General features: G+C 61.3%; 18 protein-coding genes, 1 tRNA gene and 1 pseudogene. 16 read left to right on the forward strand and 4 right to left on the reverse strand.

The window, feature by feature from the left end; all coding sequences use genetic code 11:
* Positions 1–163 (forward strand): annotated as a pseudogene (locus BMY25_RS20625) (IS3 family transposase); the annotation flags it as partial.
* 471 nt (positions 164–634) lie between these two features.
* Here BMY25_RS20625 and BMY25_RS19760 read toward each other — a convergent pair.
* On the reverse strand, positions 635–2932 hold the full coding sequence (locus BMY25_RS19760) for an AAA family ATPase (RefSeq protein ID WP_092499907.1): 2298 nt from the start codon (positions 2930–2932) through the stop codon (positions 635–637).
* A gap of 526 nt (positions 2933–3458) precedes the next feature.
* Between BMY25_RS19760 and hxsD the strand changes: the two genes are divergently transcribed.
* The 5 genes from hxsD (at position 3459) to BMY25_RS19785 (ending at position 8765) form a co-directional block, all read left to right on the forward strand.
* On the forward strand, positions 3459–3743 hold the full coding sequence (gene hxsD / locus BMY25_RS19765; protein ID WP_177176963.1) for a His-Xaa-Ser system protein HxsD: 285 nt from the start codon (positions 3459–3461) through the stop codon (positions 3741–3743).
* On the forward strand, positions 3740–5227 hold the full coding sequence (gene hxsB, locus BMY25_RS19770) for a His-Xaa-Ser system radical SAM maturase HxsB (RefSeq protein ID WP_092499911.1): 1488 nt from the start codon (positions 3740–3742) through the stop codon (positions 5225–5227). The genes hxsD and hxsB overlap by 4 nt, the downstream gene beginning before the upstream one ends.
* Positions 5228–5309: 82 nt before the next feature.
* Positions 5310–6410, forward strand: a complete 1101-nt coding sequence (gene hxsC, locus BMY25_RS19775) for a His-Xaa-Ser system radical SAM maturase HxsC (RefSeq protein ID WP_238858443.1) — start codon at positions 5310–5312, stop codon at positions 6408–6410.
* Positions 6411–6454: 44 nt separating this feature from the next.
* Complete coding sequence (gene hxsA, locus BMY25_RS19780) at positions 6455–7060, forward strand: His-Xaa-Ser repeat protein HxsA (protein ID WP_238858445.1); 606 nt, start codon at positions 6455–6457, stop codon at positions 7058–7060.
* A gap of 148 nt (positions 7061–7208) precedes the next feature.
* On the forward strand, positions 7209–8765 hold the full coding sequence (locus BMY25_RS19785; protein WP_177176964.1) for a DNA cytosine methyltransferase: 1557 nt from the start codon (positions 7209–7211) through the stop codon (positions 8763–8765).
* Between the two features lie 317 nt (positions 8766–9082).
* On the opposite strand, the gene BMY25_RS19790 is transcribed toward BMY25_RS19785, so the two are convergent.
* From BMY25_RS19790 to BMY25_RS19800, 3 genes are all read right to left on the reverse strand, one after another.
* On the reverse strand, positions 9083–9610 hold the full coding sequence (locus BMY25_RS19790) for a GNAT family N-acetyltransferase (protein ID WP_092499919.1): 528 nt from the start codon (positions 9608–9610) through the stop codon (positions 9083–9085).
* Between the two features lie 915 nt (positions 9611–10525).
* Positions 10526–10837: a hypothetical protein gene (locus tag BMY25_RS19795; protein WP_092499921.1), complete on the reverse strand. Its 312-nt coding sequence runs from the start codon at positions 10835–10837 to the stop codon at positions 10526–10528.
* A 317-nt stretch (positions 10838–11154) separates the two neighbouring features.
* Positions 11155–11901, reverse strand: a complete 747-nt coding sequence (locus BMY25_RS19800) for an antitoxin Xre-like helix-turn-helix domain-containing protein (RefSeq protein ID WP_143062068.1) — start codon at positions 11899–11901, stop codon at positions 11155–11157.
* 915 nt (positions 11902–12816) lie between these two features.
* Here BMY25_RS19800 and BMY25_RS19805 point away from each other — a divergent pair.
* The 10 genes from BMY25_RS19805 to BMY25_RS19840 all read left to right on the forward strand — a co-directional run bounded on the left by BMY25_RS19805 (position 12817) and on the right by BMY25_RS19840 (position 20624).
* The gene (locus tag BMY25_RS19805) at positions 12817–14766 is read left to right on the forward strand and encodes a replication initiation protein (RefSeq protein WP_092499925.1); all 1950 of its coding nucleotides are present in this window, start codon (positions 12817–12819) and stop codon (positions 14764–14766) included.
* Positions 14767–14816: 50 nt separating this feature from the next.
* On the forward strand, positions 14817–15290 hold the full coding sequence (locus BMY25_RS19810) for a hypothetical protein (protein WP_092499927.1): 474 nt from the start codon (positions 14817–14819) through the stop codon (positions 15288–15290).
* Positions 15291–15572: 282 nt separating this feature from the next.
* Positions 15573–15935 carry a DUF6634 family protein gene (locus BMY25_RS19815; protein ID WP_143062069.1) on the forward strand — a complete coding sequence of 121 codons (363 nt, stop codon included), beginning with the start codon at positions 15573–15575 and terminating at the stop codon, positions 15933–15935.
* Positions 15932–16276: a hypothetical protein gene (locus BMY25_RS19820; RefSeq protein WP_092499931.1), complete on the forward strand. Its 345-nt coding sequence runs from the start codon at positions 15932–15934 to the stop codon at positions 16274–16276. The genes BMY25_RS19815 and BMY25_RS19820 overlap by 4 nt, the downstream gene beginning before the upstream one ends.
* On the forward strand, positions 16273–16584 hold the full coding sequence (locus BMY25_RS21495; protein WP_428976991.1) for a DUF6634 family protein: 312 nt from the start codon (positions 16273–16275) through the stop codon (positions 16582–16584). Before BMY25_RS19820 ends, BMY25_RS21495 begins: the two co-directional genes overlap by 4 nt.
* Positions 16581–16904, forward strand: a complete 324-nt coding sequence (locus BMY25_RS19825) for a hypothetical protein (RefSeq protein WP_092499933.1) — start codon at positions 16581–16583, stop codon at positions 16902–16904. The genes BMY25_RS21495 and BMY25_RS19825 overlap by 4 nt, the downstream gene beginning before the upstream one ends.
* A gap of 220 nt (positions 16905–17124) precedes the next feature.
* Entirely contained in the window at positions 17125–18012 is an 888-nt protein-coding gene (locus BMY25_RS19830) for a metallophosphoesterase (RefSeq protein ID WP_238858444.1), read from the forward strand.
* A 326-nt stretch (positions 18013–18338) separates the two neighbouring features.
* Positions 18339–19598 carry a tyrosine-type recombinase/integrase gene (locus BMY25_RS19835; protein ID WP_092499935.1) on the forward strand — a complete coding sequence of 420 codons (1260 nt, stop codon included), beginning with the start codon at positions 18339–18341 and terminating at the stop codon, positions 19596–19598.
* 30 nt (positions 19599–19628) lie between these two features.
* Positions 19629–19708 (forward strand) — tRNA-OTHER (locus tag BMY25_RS20975).
* A 484-nt stretch (positions 19709–20192) separates the two neighbouring features.
* A complete protein-coding gene (locus BMY25_RS19840) occupies positions 20193–20624 on the forward strand; it encodes an EamA family transporter (protein WP_092499937.1) in 432 nt (143 codons plus the stop codon).
* Positions 20625–21115: the final 491 nt, after the last annotated feature.

The following is a 21115-nucleotide window of genomic DNA, read 5'->3' on the forward strand; positions in this document are numbered from 1 at the left end:
TCCGCACTCCTCGATCGGCTACCTCACCCCTGCGGCCTATGCCGCGAGCCTGACCGCAACAGGCCGACCCGCTGCGCGACTTGAAAGCTGCGCGGCACGGCCTGTTGCTCACACCGCGCTGAGAAGCGTAACAAACGCCAGGACTCAGGTCGCCGCTGGATGAAAACTCAGGGGCAGGTCAGCCCCAACGGCGAGCTCGCGCGCATTCATCTTGCAAACTGTAAAAGCCAAGCTCAAGGGTTCTTAGCCTCAGAGCCAGGCGATCTTTATCTCTTCATCCTCTACGACTGGACTACGGGTACTACGACGTTCGAGCTCTTCGAAGTGGACCAAAACAGTGCCGTGAAGGGCTAGCTTCCGACACTCCCATTGTACTTGGAGGCGCAGTACGGTCGGGCATGATTCTTCGATCCATGCTCGTCAATCCCGGTCGTTTGCGGGATCGGTCTTCGCTCCTGAAAGCCGCCGTCCGTTGAGATCGGGTCCGCGGGTACAACTGGCTGAAAGCGGCGCGGCCGCTTTCCCGCGTTGCTATGCACGCATCATGTCGCACGTGCGTTGCACGGACAACACGATGGAACATCCGCGTTCGTACGCTTTCCGACGCAATCGCGAAAGCTATGAGACGAACGCCTCATTGGCAAAGGCCCTTGAGGCGCTTGATGTGGTTCCCGTCGACGTGTTCCATCATGGCGAACAGCACGGCGGCCGCCCCTCGCGTCTCTTCGAGCGTCATGGTCGAGAAGGACAATAGGTCGTCCAAGTTGTCCGAGTGGGATTCGACCTGGGCTAGCCTTTCGAGGGCCGCCAACTGCTCCCTGTCGAGGCCCGGGTAGTCCGAGCACAACTTGTCGAGCTGCCCAGGCAGGCCGCCGCCCCCCGGGCTCTTGAACGCCAGGAACACGTCGAGCACCCGTCGGATCACGTTGGGCATCATGTAGCCGTGGTCGTCGTATGCGTCGGGCCGCTGGACGAACCGCAGCACGTGGCTGAAGAGGAAGTGATATTCCGAATCATACTCGCGAAGCAGCTTCGACATCTCGATGATCTTGGAGGAGCGGCGGGGCTGTCCCTCCGGGACGGTCACGTCAATGTAGAGAAACGTCGCTGTCGGGTCCTTGCCTGTCGGGGGTCTGGCCTTGCCCTTCCAGGCTTTTCTGAACTCGTTCATGCACTGGAGGTTGTGGGTGAGGATGAAGACCTGTGCGGCATTTTCGAGCCTAGTCCTCACGAGGGAGCAGGCGAAGTTCAGCGCCTTCGTGTCCAGGCTCGAAACCGGATCATCGACGACCACGATGACGTCCTTCAGCTTCCGGTTGTCCGCTTCGATTGACGACAAGAAGTATGAGATCGCGATTGCGGTCTTCTCGCCCTCGCTCGGTACGCCCGTGATCGGTGTCCCGTGCCGCTGGAGTTCGTAGCCCTCGTCGACGGGGTTGATGGTCATTTCGCCGTGGCCGAGGTAGGCGGCGATGAGCTTGTTGATCACGCCGGCGGCGGGACCGTGGGTTCGGATCCGCTGGCGTAGCTCGCGCGCCCTCTCCCGTAGCGTAGCCACGCTGTCGGTCTCGACCTTCAGCTTGCCCGTCGCATCATCGAGGTCCCCGGCCGCTTTCGCGTATTCGTCGCGGCAGTCGACGATAAAGTGGCGCCGGATGGAGGTCTCGGCGGCCGCCTTGTTCATTTCGAAGTCGGTGACGGCCTGGTTGTGTGCCGAGATCGCCTCGTTGACGGTCATGACGCTTTCCGCGAGGCGCTCCGCGGTGGCGACCACGTCGGCCTCCGCGGCAACGTCCTTCATGTCTGCGGGTGTCGCCGGGCGCTCCAGTTTCGCGGAGAGGACCGCTTGCAACGTGCCGAGTTGCCTGCCTAGCAGTTGCGCGTCCCTGGACAGGTTCTCCCGCACGTCCCTGAAGCCGCCCCGCAGCTCCGTCGATAGATCCTCCATGGTAGGACCCCGAGACCCCATCTGCGTCGATGATTCGATCAGGCCGCTGAGCCGCTCGGCGGTCTTGTTCAGCCGCGCGACGAATTGGTCGACGCTGTCGTCCAGGGCGGCGGCGAGAAGCACGCGGCGCTCGGCGGTGATGGCGTTGCCGCAGAGCAGGCAGTCGGCGATCGCGTGGGCTTCGTGGTATTCGTGCCCGTGCTTCAGCCAAAGCAGCATGTCGGGATGCCTCTGCACCTCGTCGAGCGCCACCGTCGCCAACGATTGGCCGCAGACGTCGGCGATGAAGCGGTAGGCCGTCTCTATGGTGGCCTTGTCGAATGACACAGGCTGAAGGCGCGGCATCGGTTCATCCAGCCTGCGAACTTCCTCGGCCGCCTTCAGCTGGTCGTCCGTGAGGCCGAGGCCGCCGTCGTCCTTCCAGGTATCGTAGTCTTTGGCCAGCGCCGGCGCTTCGTACTTGCGGCTGCCGAGATGGAGGCGGGACGCGACCAACTTCGCGCGCTCCCTCTTGTAGTTGGCGAAGGTCTTCTCGGCGGCCTTCTCGGTCGCGGCGGTGGCCGCCTTCCGCGCCTCCGCTTGGACGATCTCTCCTTCGATCCTGCTAAGCTCGCTGGCGGCCTCAGCCTGATCGGCGCCAATGTAGAAGACCGGGTTCGCCCGTCCCGCGGCCCATTGCAGGTTCTGCTCGACGTAGTCCGAGTTGAACACCAGTAGCCGCTGCTCGATCCCAACGGGGTTGGACGGGCAACCGAACGTTGCGCCGTCGTCCAGCGCCATCTCGAACGTGCCGCCGGCGGGGAGCTTCGGGTGTGGTTCGCCAGCCTCTAGGCTGGCGAACAGCCGGGAAAGCGTGCTCTTCCCCGACCCGTTGAAGCCGTAGACCAGGTTGTAGCGGCGGAACTGAAGGGACGGAGAACGCGCTCCGCGGTCGGCGTAGATCCCCATTCCCTGCAACGAGTTTATGTTCGTTATGATCCCCATGGCCGTAGTTCATGCCTCGATCGGATCGTTGTCAGCAGCCGACGGGCCTCCGCATGCGTCCTGAACGAACGTCTGCTTCGCACACTTTGCCACCCGAAAGCACAATGTTGGCAAACGGCCCAACCTCAGTCAATCGACGGTGGCGTCCGTACAAGGCTGAAGCGTCTGCTGTCGTCGGAAGCCGTCATTCAAGTGGCGAGCCGTGAACGACGGCTTCGTCCCCGACATTGGTCGTCCCGGGCGCCGCTCAAAGCTGGGTAAACGAATGGCAGGTTTCGGGATCGCGTCGAACCAGGCTGAACGGCTGAGTTGGGCCCGAAGCGGACTACCTCCACCAACAAAGCTCCTATGGAGCCGCGAAGCGGCCAAGAACCAGGAAGAAATATCCCAAGTACTTTGCCTTGAGTCGTCTTCAGGTTGTGCTTAGCGTGAGCATCCAAGCCGTGGACGGGGTGTGAAAGTTAAACGGATGCTTCAGCCAATTAGTGTCGCTCACAGAGAAAAATACCCCCGAGTTGGCTCCATCATGGTTGAGGTCGACTTAACGATCTATCCCCGCGACGCCGTCCTGCGCGCTTGTTACAGTCTTGATGACATTGCTTCGTTCCAGCTGGTCGGCGATCCTGGGAAGGCCACAGTCGTCGAGGTAGTACCGAGAGGGTCGTCCCTCGCCGATGACGAGATCGTATCCCGCTTGAAGTCGGCCCTGATCGATTTCGCTCTCCGGGTCCAGATTGAGGAGCAAACACGCGAGCTTCGGGACCAGATCTGGCGAACCGCGTTCGCCGAACTGGGCTCGCCCTCTCGATGAATCTGCCCTTCTCTTCTCCAAGCGCTTTCACTTCGGAAGGGACATATCGCCTGCTTCCTTTTCGGTTCATTCGGATCCCAAGGCGCCCAGGGGAAGTTTTGCTCACCTCAGATGCAGGAGAGCACCTCTTCCTGCAGGAGGGTACCTTCCAGAGCTTCGTTGACATGGATCTTGCCCGAGGCGATCCGTCCTACAGCGATCTTGAAGCAAAGCATTTTCTGGTAGCAGGCGATCCTCATACGGCCGTTCGCCTGTCTGGCGCCAAGCTCCGCACCCGGAAGAGTTTTCTCAAAGGCGGTCCAGCGCTCCATATCTTTGTGGTCACTCTTCGTTGCGATCACGGATGTCATTACTGCCAGGTATCAAGGCGAAGTGCGGACCTCAGCCGCTTCGACATGTCCGAACAGACGGCGCACCTTGCGGTCGATCGCTTGTTCGAGGCCCCTGCGCCGCACCTGACAGTGGAGTTTCAGGGAGGAGAGCCTCTTCTCGCCTTCCCCATGATCCAGCTGCTCACCCGCCTCATCGAGGATCGGGCGGCACTCGAAGGGAAGCGGGTGACCTTCACAATGACCACCACGCTGCACCATGCCTCCGACGAGATCCTCGGTTTTCTGCGGGACCACGATTTCCAGGTCTCGACCTCTCTGGACGGTCCTTCGGACGTGCATGACAACAATCGTCCGCTTCCGGGCGCAAGTAGCTATCAGCGCACGCGTCAGGCGATCGAGCGCGCGAAAGCAGTCTTGGGAACCGAACGTTTGTCTGCTTTGACGACGTTGACGAGAAGAAGCCTGCAGGCGCCCGAGCCGATCATCGACGAGTATGTGCGCCTTGGGTTCCGCTCCATCTTTCTGCGGCCTCTCAGCCCATTCGGCTTCGCCGTTCGCTCCGCCCGCAAGCTCGCCTATCCGACGGAAGAGTACCTCGCCTTCTACGAACGAGGTCTGCGCTACATTCTGGAGCTTAATCGGTCAGGCATTCAGCTGGAGGAAGCCTACGCCGCAACTCTGCTGCGAAGCATCCTAACCCCTTTCCCCACGACCTATTCAGATCTGCGGTCGCCCGTCGGGGCAGGCTTTGGCACCCTCGTCTACAACTACGACGGCTCGGTGTATGCCTCCGACGAAGGTCGCATGCTGCACGAGATGGGGAACGACAGTCTGCGACTTGGATCAGTGCAACAATCCTACCGCGAGCTGATGTCCTCCGACACGATGCGGATGCTCGCTGCTACGGGCCTTGCCGAGGCCCTACCTGGTTGTAGCGACTGCGCGTTCGTGCCGTTCTGCGGCCCCGATCCCGCTGGCTCAATCTCGCGAAGCGGAGATCCAGTCGGCCACCGGGCCAATAGCGAGCACTGTCAGCGCCACATAGGTCTCTTCAACATCCTGTTCGCTCACCTAGCCGAAGCGCGACCCGAGGTGTTGCAGACATTCACGACGTGGGTACACCGCTCTGCCCCATTAAGGCTGGCGGCCTGACATGGCTCTTCCTCTTCACACCCGGTGCGAAGCTACAGGCAATCTACCATCGTTGCCTCTGAAGGTTCTTTCGCTGGGAGAGATGCTCGAAGGGCAGTACCCACTGGATCGAACGCTCATCGACCTGCGCGAGAACGCCGATCTGGTAGATCTGACCGCCCTCGCCTCCCTCGGCGTTGCTGCCGTCCTGTTGATGATCGATCCGGGCAACGCTCCTCTCCCTAGCCTCTATGCAGTTCGCAACCCTGCTGTGATCGCCCCCGGCGATGTGATCCGGGTCCGAGACAATGGACAGATCAACGTCCTGTTCAGGCGGGCAGCAAACGCCAATGCCGTCTTCACCACGGAGCGTTGCAACAGCCGTTGCCTGATGTGTAGCCAGCCGCCTCGGGAGATCGACGACACTTGGCGCGTCCGCGAGATCCTCGACCTTTTACCCCTCATCGATCGCGATCTTCAGTTTCTCGGCTTCACGGGGGGCGAGCCGACGTTGCTCGGGAGCGGGCTATGCGAGATCCTCTCTGCCGCCTCCACAGATCTGCCGTCGACACGCTTTCACGTCCTGACGAATGGGCGAACCTTTCAGGACAGTGACTACGCTGCGCAGTTCGGGAATGTGTCAGGTCGGGTAACTTGGGGAGTTCCCCTCTACGCTGATGTGGCGGCCCTCCACGACTACGTCGTCCAGGCGCCAGGCGCATTCGCAGAGACGATCGACGGCATCTACAACCTGGGTGAGCTGGGACATCGGATCGAGATCAGGTGTGTAGTCCACGCTCAGACGCTCCCTCGTCTCCAAAAGCTCGGCGAGTTCATCTACCGGAACATGCCTTTCGTCTCCCATGTCGCTCTGATGGGCTTGGAACCCATGGGCTTCGCGAAGGGTAATCGAGATCTGCTCTGGGTCGATCCAGCCGACTACAAGGAGATCGTCCAAGACACCGCAGAGCGCTTGCAACAGAGCGGCATGAACGTCTCCCTCTACAACATGCCACTTTGCACGCTGGACCGTTGGGCTTGGCCTCTCGCCCGACAGAGCATCTCGGATTGGAAGAACAACTACGCACCAGAGTGCGAAGCATGCGAGGTGCGCGGGTCCTGTGCTGGATTCTTCCAATCAACCGATGCGACCTGGCGTAGCCGGAATCTCAGCCCCATCCGACCCACGGAGGTTGCCGTTTGATGAAAGATTGGAAACGCTATCTGGATCGGGTCATCACCTGGACAATGCCAGCCGTCAGCACTCTTGCCAGTGTCTGGTCGCCCGCCAATGCATCCACGGGGACTCCGGCGCAAGACGTGATTCCACCGCCGAATGGCCCGAAGTGGGCGCCGATGACCTTCGAGCGCCCGCACCAACTTGCCGGGGAATTGTACGCGGGGCATTCGAGCCATAGTAGCCATGCCAGCCACGCCTCGCACTACTCTGGCTCGGGAGGCGGCTACACTGCCCCGAGTTACTCCGCTCCGAGTTACTCTGCGCCTCCGTACACCCCAAGCGCCCCGTCCTTCACATCTCCGACCCCTGCGCCTGCCCCCACGCCAAGCCCCTCAACGACGATCATTCCGGCGACTCCGTACAATCTGCTGACGTCACCTGGCGATCCATCCGCAAGCCCGACGGTAAAAGGAAAGCGCCCGGTGAAGCCTGAGCTCATCGTTATGCGTGTCCAGTTGGAGCTGCTCTCGCGTAGCCTGTACAGCGGCAAGGTGGATGGGCAACTGTCGCCGGAACTCCGGAAATCGATCAAAGCGTTTCAGGTGTTGCAGGATATCCCAGAGACAGGGTCTCTGGATGACGCAACATTGTCGAAGCTCGGGATCGTCTACTGACGCGCGTATCGCTTAACGTCCAGAAGCGCTTCTGAGTGCGTCCCATCTTCCACATGAGTGTTGGCACCTCGAACCTCTGGATCATGAGACTTGTCCAAAGCCGCGCTTGCGAGTACCAGTCCCTTGTTCCTCGCTTCGCGTTTCGGTTGTGCAACTTAAATTTGGTGACATCTTTGGCGGCGCTGGTGGACTGTCACTCGGAGTAGCAGGGGCGCGCGCCAGAGATGGCAAGGCGAAATGGTCTTTCACACCTACCTGGAGCATCGACGCTGACGCGGATGCCTGCGCAACTTACAGGCTGAACCTCCACACCGATGATCCCTCCGCTGACGTTCTCTGTGGCGATGTCCGTACCGTCGACACCCAGTCCGTCTCTCCCGTAGACGTGTTGCTGTTCGGCTTCCCCTGCAACGACTTCTCAGCAATTGGTGAGCGGAACGGCATGAAGGGATTGTTCGGCCCGCTTTACCTGGAGGCCCTGCGCTTCGTTCGGGACCTACAGCCCCAAGCTTTCATTGCCGAGAACGTCCCAGCCTTGCTTTCCGCCCACAATGGCGAAGGCCTTAAGCAGATCCTGCATGACTTCTCTCGCGCTGGTGTCGGTTACGAGGTTACAACGCATCTCTTTAACTGCGAGCAGTACGGAATCCCCCAAGCGCGGAGCCGGGTTGTTCTCGTCGGCATACGTCGGGATTTCGGCCTTCGCTTCCTTCCGCCCGCTCCGACGACGCTCATTCCCAGAACCGCAGGCGAGGCGCTCCTCGCTCCCTTGCCCGATGGTTGCGCAAATGCGGAGCCCTACCGAACGTCGGACCTGGTCCGTGAGCGCTTGAGCCATATTCGGCCGGGGGAGAACATCTGGATCGCCCAGGCGAAAGACGGTTTCCCTGATCATCTCCGACTGAAGGATAGGAAGGAGCAACGCTTCGCTCTCATTTACCGACGCATGGCTACTGATCGCCCCGCTTACACGATCGTGGCTACTGGAGGCGGCGGTACGCTGGGCTACCACTTCGATGAACCCCGACCTCTCACAAACCGCGAGAGAGCACGACTTCAGGGCTTTCCAGACACATTCCGGTTCATTGGCACGCCTTCAAGTGTCCGTCGGCAAATCGGCATGTCCGTGCCGCCACCATTTGCGCAGACGATCGCGGAAGCGTTGCTGAAGACTCTGGTAGGGGTTGCATATCACTCGGCAACTCCAAACTTCGACTGGAAGCCCGAGCCACTCCCCCGAGGGCGGCCACGTCGATTGGAAGCGCAACCTGATGCCAAGCGGGCACATTTGTATCGTCAGCGTCGCATCACGGAAAATCGGCTGATCGCAGAGGTCATCAGACGCGCGATCAACAAGGGACATTTCAGTCAGATCACGACGTCCGAGTTGAACAACCTGCTCGGCTTCATCCGCCGACACACGGAGAACGAGCGAGGCAACGGGGGTTCATTCGATCTAAAGGCATTTTCCGTGACGCGACAGCGCCCCACTCCGGACAATTTCAGTCGCTCACAACGGCACCGACTTCACCTGAAAGCGGAGTTGGACACCGTTAAAAGATCTTTACGAGTCCTCGACGCCTACGGACTTTTTAGCGGAAAGCTCCTCACCTCCGACGATGAACTTGTTGCCGTCCAACGGCTGATCGGAATTCATGCCAGCGATGCTCGCGTTGGAATGGTTTCTGAAAGGACCCGCGCATGATCTCCGCCGAAAGCTAAGCCTTCGCTCGATCCTGAGTGGGACGTCGCCTCATCAACAACTCTTATTTCCGTTAGCGGCAACGCGAAGTCTTCGGGAAGGCGCTAGCTATGTCGAAAAGCTCCGTTACCTTCGGCTACTACCCCCTGCCCCAAAATGCCGTTTCTGCTTCTTCATCACCCATTGCGGCCGCAAGAATGGATCTCGCTATCCCACCTCTCAGGTAATAGCGGCCCGAGGTGAGCAACGCACCCGCGGGGCCAAGGGATGCGGAGATGCAAGATGCTACTTTGATTACGATGGCGACAGCCTGCCAGGGATCAAGCAGACAGTTTCGTCGGTGACCGCCTCAAGGTCATGAGCTCGGTCGGAGCGCCGTAGAGAACGACTTCACCCTCTGTCCGGAAGCCAGCCTTTTCCAGTACCCGCCGCGACGCCGGATTGGCCGCCCGAACCAGCCCAATGAGACGATCCGCGTCAAGATCTTCGAATCCCACAAGGGCAACCTCACGGATCAACTCGGATGCGTATCCTCTTCCCCAGGCGCTCGGATCGAGATGATAGGACACATTCAAGCCGGGCAGATCGATCTTCGGGAAGGTCAGGCCTCCAAACCCGATCAGACGGCCGTCAGATTCGACAGCCCATCGTCCAAATCCGTGAACGTCCCAGTGGTCGACGTCGCGCATCAACCTTGCTCTGCTGGCCTCCGACGTGTCCGGCGTCGGGTCTGGACGATGGACGACAAGCTCAGGTCTGGAAAACAGGTCGATAATAAAGTCCAGATCCGACCGATTAGGAGGCCGCAACCTGAGCCTTGCAGTGCTCCGATGAGATACGTTTGACATCCCGCCCACCACAGCGTCTTTGACGCCGAACGATATGCCTCAATTCGATCAGGAAACAGCCACAGCATGGCCCGGGAGGAGATCGTGGAAAAGGATCACAGGCGGGATCTAACAATGCTACGAGCTCGCGTTGCGGACGCGAATGTGAAAGCCGCGTTGGCGATCCTGGATCGAGCGCCTGATGTTCCCCCTGATGAGGGGGATGAACCGCTCGACTCGTCCAAGCCGCTCAGGAGAAAGCCTCGGCGTGCGCCGCGGCGGCAGACCTGATCCAGGATTCCCCAACTGTTGCCGGTCGCCCAGCATCACGCCAGACGCACTCATCAACATGGGTGTCGACGTGGTTCCCGGACGATAACGGCGCCCACCTCGATCTCCGTCCTGCGCCACTGGCGGAAGTCACCGTCATGGAGGTTTGGACTGTCGATGATAACGTCGTGCCAAGCCTTCGGCATAACCTCCGCTACGGCCATTGCCTTCGACACGACCCACTCGTCCACCTGAGCGACCAGTGCCGAGCGGATCCCGTCCCGAGGCGCCAGGACGGCACCAGAGGCCGATGTTAGGATCGCCTGGCGCGGGGACTCTTACCTGACCCTGGTAGTTCGCACAGGACGTACAGCGTGGGTCTTTCGGGATCCGGGGCGATCAGCCGTCCTGGGGCGGACCCAAGGGAATGGGCTTATTCTTCGACCAGGAAGTCGGTTGCAATCTTGTCCATCCGGCTCCCGAATATCTCAGCGAACCACCCCATGATTTACCCCCAGGCGTTCCGCGCGCCCCATGAAGAGAACGATGCCGATGGCGGATGCACGGGTCAAAGGTAGCGCGGCGCCGACGCCCCCGATCACTCCGTGAAACTCCGGACAGACGAGACTCAAGCAAGGAGTAATGGGGGGACTACCTTCCCGCCGGTCATCTAACCTCAGGCAAGGCATCCCGCTCAATGAGAGCTTCCGGACCCGGTGCCAGCGCCCTCAGGAGCCGACGGGAGGCTTCCTTCCGGTCAAAGCCGTTCTCCACCAACGACTGGGACGCCTCACCCACGATCGTGCGCAGCGCCCCTGCATCAGCTTCGGTGACCTGACCGTCAGCCAGCAGGCGCCGAACGCCCTGGAGGACCGCCCGGGCCACGCTGTCGAGCTCGGGCGCCTGGCGCTCCCGGAGCCGGGCACGGTAGCGCCGCTGCGCCTCGGCGTGGTTCACCCCGATCCTGCCTCCAGCCATGCCTGTCTCCCCCTCACCCCGTGACGGCCTGCTCCATCACCCTGTGATGATCGGCGCCGGACCTGCAAGCGACAAAGCGCCGACCGCAGGCCGCCGTCCGCCGACAGCAGCGCCGTCCAGCCTGCCCTGCGCCGATCTCCAATGTTGACAGAATGACGGTGTCGCCGCTCGCAGACTTGAGTAACTCAGGCGTCAACGGTCTTTGCAGATGTGGGCGAGCGGCGACTTTATCGTGTGTTGTCCGCAACTTACCGTAAATTACGATGATTTACGGACAACGTGCAGGCGGTTTGCCGAGCGGCAGGCGCCGGGTTGGATCAGAGACCCTGGACCATGGCTTCGACGTGCCGACGCGTGTCCAGCATCTTCGGCAATCCGTCGATCATCATCGCCTCCACCGGAGACAGGTCACGGAACAGCGCGTTCTTATTTGCGATGCTGGGCCACCGGTCGGCCATGCTGTCGGCGAACACCGTGCGCAGGGCTTTGAAGATGCCGACAGCAGCGGAGATCCGGATCAGGCTCTCCTGGTCAAGCTCCACGGCCTGGCTCTGGGCGATGCTGCGCCAGGTTGCTTCCGGAACAGCGAACAGCACCTCCGCCTGAGCGTCTTCGAGTCCCCACGCACGTGCGATGCGCTTGGCGGCCTTTCCTGCCGTGGCCGACAGGCGGCGCCGATCATCCGGCTCGGCGAAGGGTTCTGCCTGCGGCAGGCTCCGGGGCTTTAGCTTACCCTTGCGGATCCTGGCTGTAACGTTCGCCGTTGCGGCCGGATGCTCTGGCCAGGCAAGCTTCGCCGCTGCCGCCAGCACGGCCTCCCCGGCGGGGTCGCGAGATCCGATGAGGGCTATCGCCGCGTCTGCTAGAGCCGACCGGATGTCATCCGTTGTCAGGTCTACCCGACCCTGCTCTGACGTCTCACGGAGACGCTGGCGGCTCTTCTGCTTTGCCTGGCGCATGTACGCTCGGCGCACCTCCGGCGGCAGCCTGCGGATCTCCTGTCTGGTCTTGTCTCGCTGCGCAACGAGATGCTGATACATCCCGGCCATTGCTTCGTCGTTCATGTCACCCTCCCTGTCGGCCGATCCCTGCGGCCGATGATCCGAGAGTATGGTCGGCGCTTCGTGATACAATGCGTTTGACATGTCAAACCGAAAATAAAAATCGCGCCTTAGTAGCGCTTCGCGCCCGGGCGGGTGCCATCTGACTTGACCGGCGGCGAAAGCTGACGCCACGGGTGCATCCTGTCGGGGAAGGATTCAGAACCTTTCGGGAGGGCGGATTCCGGATCTGGGAATAAGGCGAAGCTCGGCGCAGCCGACACGGCACGGCCTTGGCTTTAAGCCCCGTCAGGGGCGCACGGCTTTACCCCAGCCCGTCAGGGGCGCACAGATCTGCCACACCCCGTAAGGGGCGCAATGCCCTGACCTCCCGGCACTGCCTAAAACCCTCAGCCCGCGCAGCGGACGGCTTCAGCCTGGTGCCGATTCACGAAGTGTTGGCGGCTCGCAAGCAAGGGTCTGAATCCGGATGCCGACAGGCCTGTGAATCTTCCGCCGAAGGGTTGGAATCCTTCCGCGCCGCAGGCGTGGGAATCCGTGGCCCGAAGGGAGCCATCTATTCATTTAGAATTAGTACTCTGGGAGGGGTGCTAAGAACCCTTGTCCCACAAGGGTTGGTCAACTTCTTTCTGTCCGTAGTTGAACGGATCGGCAGACTGAATCCGGAGGGATGAAGGTCCGAATCCGAAGCTGGGCAAAGGTGATCCGGAGCGGCGAAGGGTTGGAATCCAGGTCCCGAAGGGGAGCTATCTATTCATTTAGAATTAGCACTCTCGGATGGTCGCTCAGAACCCATGTGTCACAAGGGTTGGTCAACTTCTTTCTGTCCGTAGTTGAACGGATTGATCCGTCGGCGGAGACGGACGGCTTGCATGATGTCGTCGGCCGACCAATCCTGTTCAGGCAGGGGGACGGTGAATGGACGAGATCGAGGACATCGAGGGTGATGAAGCTCTGGACGCGCTTGTTCGCGATCAGCAGAGTTTTCACGATCTTGATCGTCGTCTCCTTCGTAACCGGGGTATGACGGATGACGAGATCGATCATCTAGAGGCAAAGGAAGAGGCCGAGAGACAGCGTCGGCAACGGGCATTCGAAGAGCGCCCAGCCTACATCTATAGCGATGAGGAGATCGTTCGGCAGGAGGCATGGAAGTCCAAGTCTGAGGACCGACTCTCCGCCATCCTGGCTCACAAACGGCGCCGACGGGACTTCCGGCCGAGCACCCGAGGCGACATCTCCGCTGCGCTGTCTGTGCCAGGCGGACTGGAGCGCATCGCACCGCAGTCCCCTCGCCCGGTCGAGATGCTGGAGACGGTGCACGTTCACGGTGACGACAAGCTGACGGCTGGTGACCTGGCGCTGCACGAGCTCCTCGTGGCGACCGCCTACGCTGAGAACCCGGAGATGGACCAGGAGCGGCACGTCATTCCGGTCCGGGATGCACTCGCCTTTATCGGCGAAAACGCCCGCCTGCAACACCTCCAGCAGTCTCTGAAGCGTCTGACGAAGACGTTCGTCTCCTTCGACCTGCAAGGTTCGAAAGGTCGGGCATGGGGTGAAGTGCCCCTCCTGGTCGCTTGGCTCACGGCGCCGGACGGCGAGCAAGAGGGGCGTGAGCTTCTCCACTACAACCTTCCGATCCCGGTCCGCCGCATGATGGCCAGGCCGGAGCGCTTCGCTTACCTGGAGCTGGCGCCGCTGGCGGCCATGCAGTCGAAATACGGCATTCGCCTCTATCGGCTGCTGACGGCCCTCACTTTCGGAATGAAGTGGAAGAAGACTTATGGCGATGACAACCTGCTCGTCTTCGAGTTCACGCCTGAAGAGCTTGCCGAACGTCTGGGCTATCCCGTAGGCCCTGAAGGACTTCATACCAGGAAGTTCCGGGAGCGGGCCGTAGCCCCTGCCATCCAGGACCTCCTGGGAGTTCGCCGCTTCCGCGCCCGGGAGCTTGATCCGATCCGTGGCACGGGTCGCGGATCTCCGGTCGAGAAGATCAGGATCGAGGTCGAGCTGTGCACGCCCGATCCGCGGATCGTGCAGAACCAGATCATGAAGAGGCTCAGCAATCGTCTCGTGAAGCAGACCCTTGCGAATGAGGTCTTCATCAGGACCGTAGTTAGACCGGATGAACCACGGTACTGCGTCGCTTCGTCGACATGGGTGCGATTGCGCCAGCAGATCCTTCCGGCGGATACGACACTGGAGCTCGTTCGCACGAACGAGCTTCTCGGCAAACTCGTCAACGCCTTTCAGGTGGCCTTGCATGAGGCCCTGACCGGAACCTGCCTGACGGATCCGGAAGAGTGTAAGAGCCGAGGCTTCCGTGGTGCGGCCCTCTTGGCGGAGATCGATCGCACTGGGCCAGATGTAGCCGCTTTGGAGTTCTCGAAAGAAGAGCTTTCCAGACCTTCTCTTTCGGCTCCGTTTGGATGGCATTCGACTGAAGTCCGGCGGGCGATATCAGATGCTCTGAAGGCGGCCGACCGCGCACGAATTCGTCGGTACAAAGCCAGCCTGTCGGCTTCAGGTGAGAAGACCAAGCTGGCCCAGCGCCGGGAGAAGATCTCCACCGGTCAGGAGCAGGCGTCGGGTAAGGTGGACCAGGCGCCTCGCGGGGAGAAGTCACACCGTCAGGTGAACGACGAGTACGAGCGCTGGAAGAGCCCAGAGCGGTTTGCGAAGAAGGAAGCCGAACGCGCAGCTCAGGCGGAAGCAGAAAAACTCCGGGAGTTGGAGCGCGAGTCTCGTCGGCGTGAGTTGGACCATGAAGACGAGGTTCGCGGCCGCGGCTTCAGCAAACGGCCTGCTTCCATGAAGTCCAGGGTTTATGCAGACGAGGATGACGAGATCCCGTTCGACTGAGGGGCCCTTGGCATTCATGATCGTTTGACATGTCAAACAAGGTACCCGTTATGATGAAGCCCCTTCTCCTCGCCTCGTCCATGGCCTCCCTCCTCCTCCCCTTGGCGACCGGCACGGCCGTTGCGGGATCCGTGTACACAGATCTGACCGAGCACTCCGCCTCCTGCACCCCGCCGGACGCCGAGGGTTTCTCCTGGACCTGCCGCGGTCCCGGGGGTCACCGCATCGAGTTCCTGGATGAAGGCAACATTGCGAGTTTCTCCGTCGACGGTCATGAGGGCCTTGCCTTCCGGGGCGGCCAGACCCCCTTCGGATCAAAGGCCGAGTGGGTAAGCGGCGCCGATGGCAGGCCCACGGCCCTGATCCTCAGGATCTCCTCACCGGGCGCCAGCCTTCTGACGGTGACCCGCCTGGCGCCCGGTCCAGTGTGCGTCGTCGCCTCAGCCAAGGATAACGGACAGGCGCGTGCGTTCGCCAGCGTGGTCGGAAACCTCCCCTGCGAGCACCCAGATCTCCTCAACTAGCGGATCCGGACACCAGGCACTTTGACGCTTTGGGCAACTTAAGAGCCTGGTTTGACGCTTTGGACGACTTAAGAGCCCGTCATTTACCGTGACGCGACGCGATCGCGCAGAAGTTGTAGACAGCCTGTTGACTGCAGAACAAAACGGGCTCATCTCTCCTGCCCTGCCCCGAACGAAGGGCACTGGAGATCGATCATGACGGGCCTTCGAAAACACAAGCGCTGACCGTCAGCCGCCCGGCGCCGATGCCGGGTGACCCGTGTTTTTCAGGAGACCTACATCATGATCCGCTTCTACGACGGGCGTGTTTCCACGCTCGACGCCGCCGAACTCGATTCCGCCATTGAACGGGCGCAACGCCTCGGCAGTCATCTATTCAACCTCTCGAACGGCAACGGACCTTCGGAGGAAGAACTCGCCGCCGCCCCCCTGATCTCGGCCTGGACCCTCGGTAGCCGACCTGTCACGTGCCTCCGCGGGGACATTTATAATCACCCGCGGCTGGCGCCGACGACTGTCGCGCGAGATGACATCACGTCGGACCTCGTCGTGATCGACGAAACCTTGGGCTGGGCTCGCACGCTGTCCCGCTGGTACAGGCTTGGCCTGCCCCTCCATGTCGGTTCCCCACGGGGGCGAGCATGAGGCGCGATCTCGACCGCGACGACATGGAGGACTTTCGCGACTGGTTGTCGTTGCGGCTGGCTCTGGGCGAGCTTCGCGGCACCAGCCGGGAGACATTCGTCAACGGGGGCAGGCTGGCTGACGTCCTGCTTGCGGCGCCCATGATCGACAACTGGTCTTACCACCAGCGTGACGCCGAGTGCTTGATCGGACGCATCGAGGCACCGGGCTCCGACCCTTTGTTCGGTCACCGGACGGCCGAGATCATCGAACTCAATCCGAGGCGGGGTTGGGTGCTGACCACGGCTGGCTATCTGAGACTTGGCCCGCCGGCAGCACCAAGAGATGGAGGACACTCATGACGAGAGCCGCAGAAACACTCCGCTCCAGAGCCGATAGGCTACGAAGGCTGGCCGACGATCTAGATCGGATCGCGGATGGCGGGGTCCCGACCGCAGAAGAACTGGCATCGTCTCCGTTGATCCAGGACTGGTACGAGGACAGCAGACTCCAATCGTGCCTCCGAGGTACGATTTCTGCCCATCCGAGTTTCGACATGGAAACCGACAGCCGAACCAGTGAACTCTGGTTGCTGGCTCCGAACCTTGGATGGGCTCGGACCTACAGTCGCTGGTATCGGCTGGGTCGACGGCAAGGAGAGCCGCGATGATCCGTCTCTATAACGGGGCGATCCCGTCGCACGGTCGAGAGATCCTAGCCGTCCACCTGTACCGGACACGCGGCCTCATCCGCGACCTGGAGGCCCTTCGTCAGGGCATTCTTCCGACGCCCGAGTTCCTCGCTGAAGCGCCGATCATCGACCAATGGGACATGGCTCTACGCCCAGCGAGAGTTCTGCGATGGACACTGGCCAGCGGTGCAGAGGCCGTCTCGCAGCCGCTCTACTCGTACGACTGCCGCGGTGGCTGGTGTCATGACGAAGCCCGTCTGATGCGCCTGGGAGAGGCGGCGCCGGATGCCGAGCAGTGATCCGGCTCTTCAATGGTCAACCCGATCTCCTCGGCGCATCAGAACTCGAAGCCGCAGCGGAGATGATGTCCGCCCTGGCGGAAGATCTCGTCGGACTGAGGCAGGGAGACATGGTCGGCGCCGATCACGCGGACCGCATCGATGCCTGGAGAATTAAGTCGAGGGATGTGCTCTGCGTCCGGGGACGGATCTCTGGTCACCCTCGGATCGAAGGACCCGGATGCACGGCACGGGGCTGGGTGATCGACATGGCGGCCGGGTGGCTTCTCACAACGGAAGGCTTCTGGAGGATTTCGAGATGACGCGTCTGTGGATTCTGTCGGACCTGCACCTGGAGTTCCCGGAATATGCCGACTGGTTGCCGCCAGCGATCCCGGAGGCGGACGTCTGCATCGCGGCAGGCGACATCGCGCGACCGATCTCGACCAGCGTCCGCTGGCTGGCGGAGCACATTCTCCCCTGGATGCCCGTCGTCTTCGTGCCGGGAAACCATGAGTTCTACCGTTCGAGCATCGTCGAGGGAACGGCGGATGGGCTGGCGGCCGCAGCGGAGTTCTCCGGCCTGGAGTTGCTGGTGGATCGCGCCGTGACGGTCCGGGGCGTTCGGTTCGTTGGCGCGACGCTCTGGACGGATTACGCTGTTCAGGCGTCCACCGCACCTCCTGAGGATCGAGACCGCGCGATTCTGGGGGCTATGGCGATCGCGTCGAGCGGAATGAACGACCACTCACAGATCGCCCTCCAGAAGAGACCCTGGCTGCGGTTCCTGGCCCGTGAGGCTCGGTTCCTGCATCACCGCAGTCGGGGCTTCATCGCGGGCGAGCTGATGCAGCCGTTCGATGGGCCGACGGTCGTGGTGACGCATCACGCGCCCCATCCGGAATCCATCCATGAACGGTTCGCTTCCGGGCCGGACGCGGCTCTCACGCCCGCCTACGTGAGTGATCTAACGGAAGTGATCGAGGCCGGGCAGCCCGACCTTTGGGTTCACGGACACGTGCACGACTCGTTCGACTATCAGGTCGGCCGAACGCGCATCGTGGCGAACCCGCGGGGGTACGGGACTGAAAACCTCGACTTCGATCCGGGGATGGTTCTGGAGGTCTGAGTCACACGAGGCCCGTTAACTATTTTGTCCGAACCGAATCAAAAATGTGGACGAAGGGTTGACGGGCCTCGGTTTTGGCCAAACCATTTTTTCATGGCTGAGACATCGCACATGCACCAGTTGGTCGTCGAGACCACCCCGTTCCTGCTTGAGGACGTCCACCCGGACGAGCCGCTGCGGATCGAGGAGGCCTGCCTGCTACCGGAGATCAGAAGCTTCACCCCGGCCATGCTGCGTAGCGCGATCCGTCGTGGCGACCTCATCCCGGAGCGGCATGGTCGCCTGATGTTTCTCACCCGCAACGAGATCGCCGCCTGGAGACAACGATGCCGCGCCCCCGCAAGCCCGCCCGCCTGTGGCTCCGCCCTGCCCGCACCGACGCAAAGGGCCGCGTCACCCATGAGACGGCCTGGGTCATCCTCGATGGAGGACGGCAGATCAGCACTGGTTGCGGCCATGAAGATGGCCGAGGAGCTGAGCGCGCGTTCCAGAAGTACCTCGCGGAGAAGGGGATCCAGCAGCTAAAGCGCGGACTGAAGCGAAGGAATCCAGAAGACGTCCTGGTTTCGGAGGTGATCGCCCGGTACCTGACGGTGAAGTCCGAGAAGGTTGCACGCCCTCATGAGCTGGGCCAGCGTAGCGTGAAGCTGTTGAACTTCTGGGGTGAAAAGACCTGCGACGACATCACCTCGATCACCTGCGACGAGTACGTCCGGTCACGAACCGGGAAGGCATGGGCCTCCTCCCGGCCTGATAGCACCGGGAACGCCCCTCGCCTGACTTCGACCGCAGGCGCCCGCCGAGAGCTTGAGGATCTCCGAGCAGCGATCCGCCTGGCGGTCGACGACCAGCTCCTGAACCACCCGGTCAAGGTCTTCCTCCCTGCCGAGAACCCAGAGCGTGAAGAGTGGCTGACGCACGATGAGGTCGCCACCCTCTGTCGCGTCGCGCGCGAGACCGTCGAGCAGCAGAGGATGTATCGAGGCTCGCGAGCAGGACAGGTGGTCGAGACGTCGCGTCGGCCGCTTGCCCACGTCGAGCGATTCATCCGCGTCGCAGTCCAGACGGGGACGAGATCCGGGGCGATCTGCGAGGCCTCCTTCGAGAAGGAGGAAGGCCGTCCATGGGTGGACCTGGAGAACGGCGTCTTCCATCGGCGCCCGCCGGGCACGCGCGACCACAGCAACAAGCGATACCCACCTGTGAAGCTCTCGGACTCGCTGATGGAGGAGATGAAGGGTTGGCGCGACGGCGGAGCCAGGTACGTCGTTGAGCTCGGCGGCCAACCTGCCGACTGCAAGAAGGGCTTCGCCACAGTTGTCCGGAAAGCTGGCCTGTCCAAGGAGATCGTCCGGCACACGCTGCGCCACACGGCCGCGACGTGGATGATGCAGGCAGGTATCCCGCTGGCTGAGGCCGCAGGCTATCTGGGCATGTCCCTGGAGACCATCCAGCGGCGCTATGCTCACCACCATCCGGACTACCACATGGCCTCCGCCAACGCCCTTTCGGAACGTGCGAACCGAGCGGGAACAGACGCGGCAACCGCCAACGTTACGCCAATGAATGAGCGAAAAACGGCATGAACAGATGTGAACAGGACGACACAGAAACCCCGGAGTTCTGCGGGTTTCGACGTCGGCTTCCCTCGTTCGGGACGAGGGGGTCGGAGGTTCGAATCCTCTCGCTCCGACCAAATTTCCCATGATTATCCGGGACTTAGAAGATCGGCAGAAATGCCGGTCTCTTCTTCCGTTCAGAAACCCGCTCAAAACGGGTTCTTCCATGCATCAGCACTCCACCATCATCGACACGATCGGCGACCTGATTGACCGCGGGTACACGGTGACGAACTTCCGCACCGCACGGCGCGCGGGAGATCGATCTAGAGAAGCTGGCGGCCAAGTATGAGCGGGATGAGACCTACATCGCGTCGGACCCATCGATCCGCGTCGTATGCGCGGTCTACAGCCAGCTTCCAGCAGCAGGTGATCAGCCCGAACGGGACCTAAGAGCGGTAGCGTAGAACACTATCTGGTAGGTGGTTTCCTGCTGCGGCCGCGTCTGGGAACATATGAACCGGGCTCCAGGCCGGGTAAATGAGAGCGCGATCGCGGACAAGATGCTGGAATTTCCAGTTTGGGCCATCCTCCCGCCTGGAAAGGACGAAGGAGACACATTTGAAGCAGCTACTCACCGCTTGGCAAACATGGGCGCTTCTGTCGGCTGGTTTTGCCGCGCTTACAGCGATCTTCGCCAAGGTTGGCGTCGCCAATGTCAATTCGGACTTTGCAACCTTTCTTCGGACTTGCGTGGTCATTGTCGCACTGTCGGCAATTCTTCTCATGACGGGCCAGTATCAAAGCCTCGGCTCAATTTCACGACGGTCCTATCTATTCCTGATTTTGTCCGGCTTGGGCACTGGCGCGTCCTGGCTTTGTTACTTCAGAGCCTTGAAGCTTGGAGACGCCGCCCGAGTTGCCCCCATCGACAAGCTTAGCGTTGTGATGGTCGCTGTTTTTGGTGTTCTTTTTCTAGGGGAAAGGCTTTCCGCACCTAACTGGCTGGGAATTCTCCTGATCGCGGCAGGAGCAGTTCTGGTGGCGCTCTAGCGCCGCATTATCTCCGAACCGACATTCTAACCTGGGAAAGCTGAGGAAATTTACTGGCTTAAGAAGCCGTCTCTCGATGAGCCGCTTTAAGAACCCCTCACAGGCACATTTGCCATCTTGGTAGGTTGGAAGCAGCCCTCTCATTCATATTGCCCATTATGCCCTGGCCACGCAGCTGCGCCCCGTCCGTCACGTAGCCGGGCGGAACATCGATGAATCTGCCCGAGCCGATACGCTCGAGTTCGTAGCGCAGGAGCCGCTCAATGCCAGCAGTGGCAATCGGTGTCGAGCTCGCTAACGGTGAGCGGTCCGGTGAGGGGTGTCGTCACAACTCACTCCCAGGAAAGCCGCACCCACCCTTGTGCGCCGGCATAGTCGGTGCCGCTCGTCGAGGTGTGACGTGCCTCCAGGAATTCGGACCGTTTTGAGCTGGAATTTTCCACTTATGATCCCGGGATCGGGACGAGGAGAATTCCATGAAGACGTCGAAG

The organism is Faunimonas pinastri, from assembly GCF_900110915.1.
In the GTDB taxonomy this organism is placed as follows: Bacteria; Pseudomonadota; Alphaproteobacteria; order Rhizobiales; family Afifellaceae; genus Faunimonas; species Faunimonas pinastri.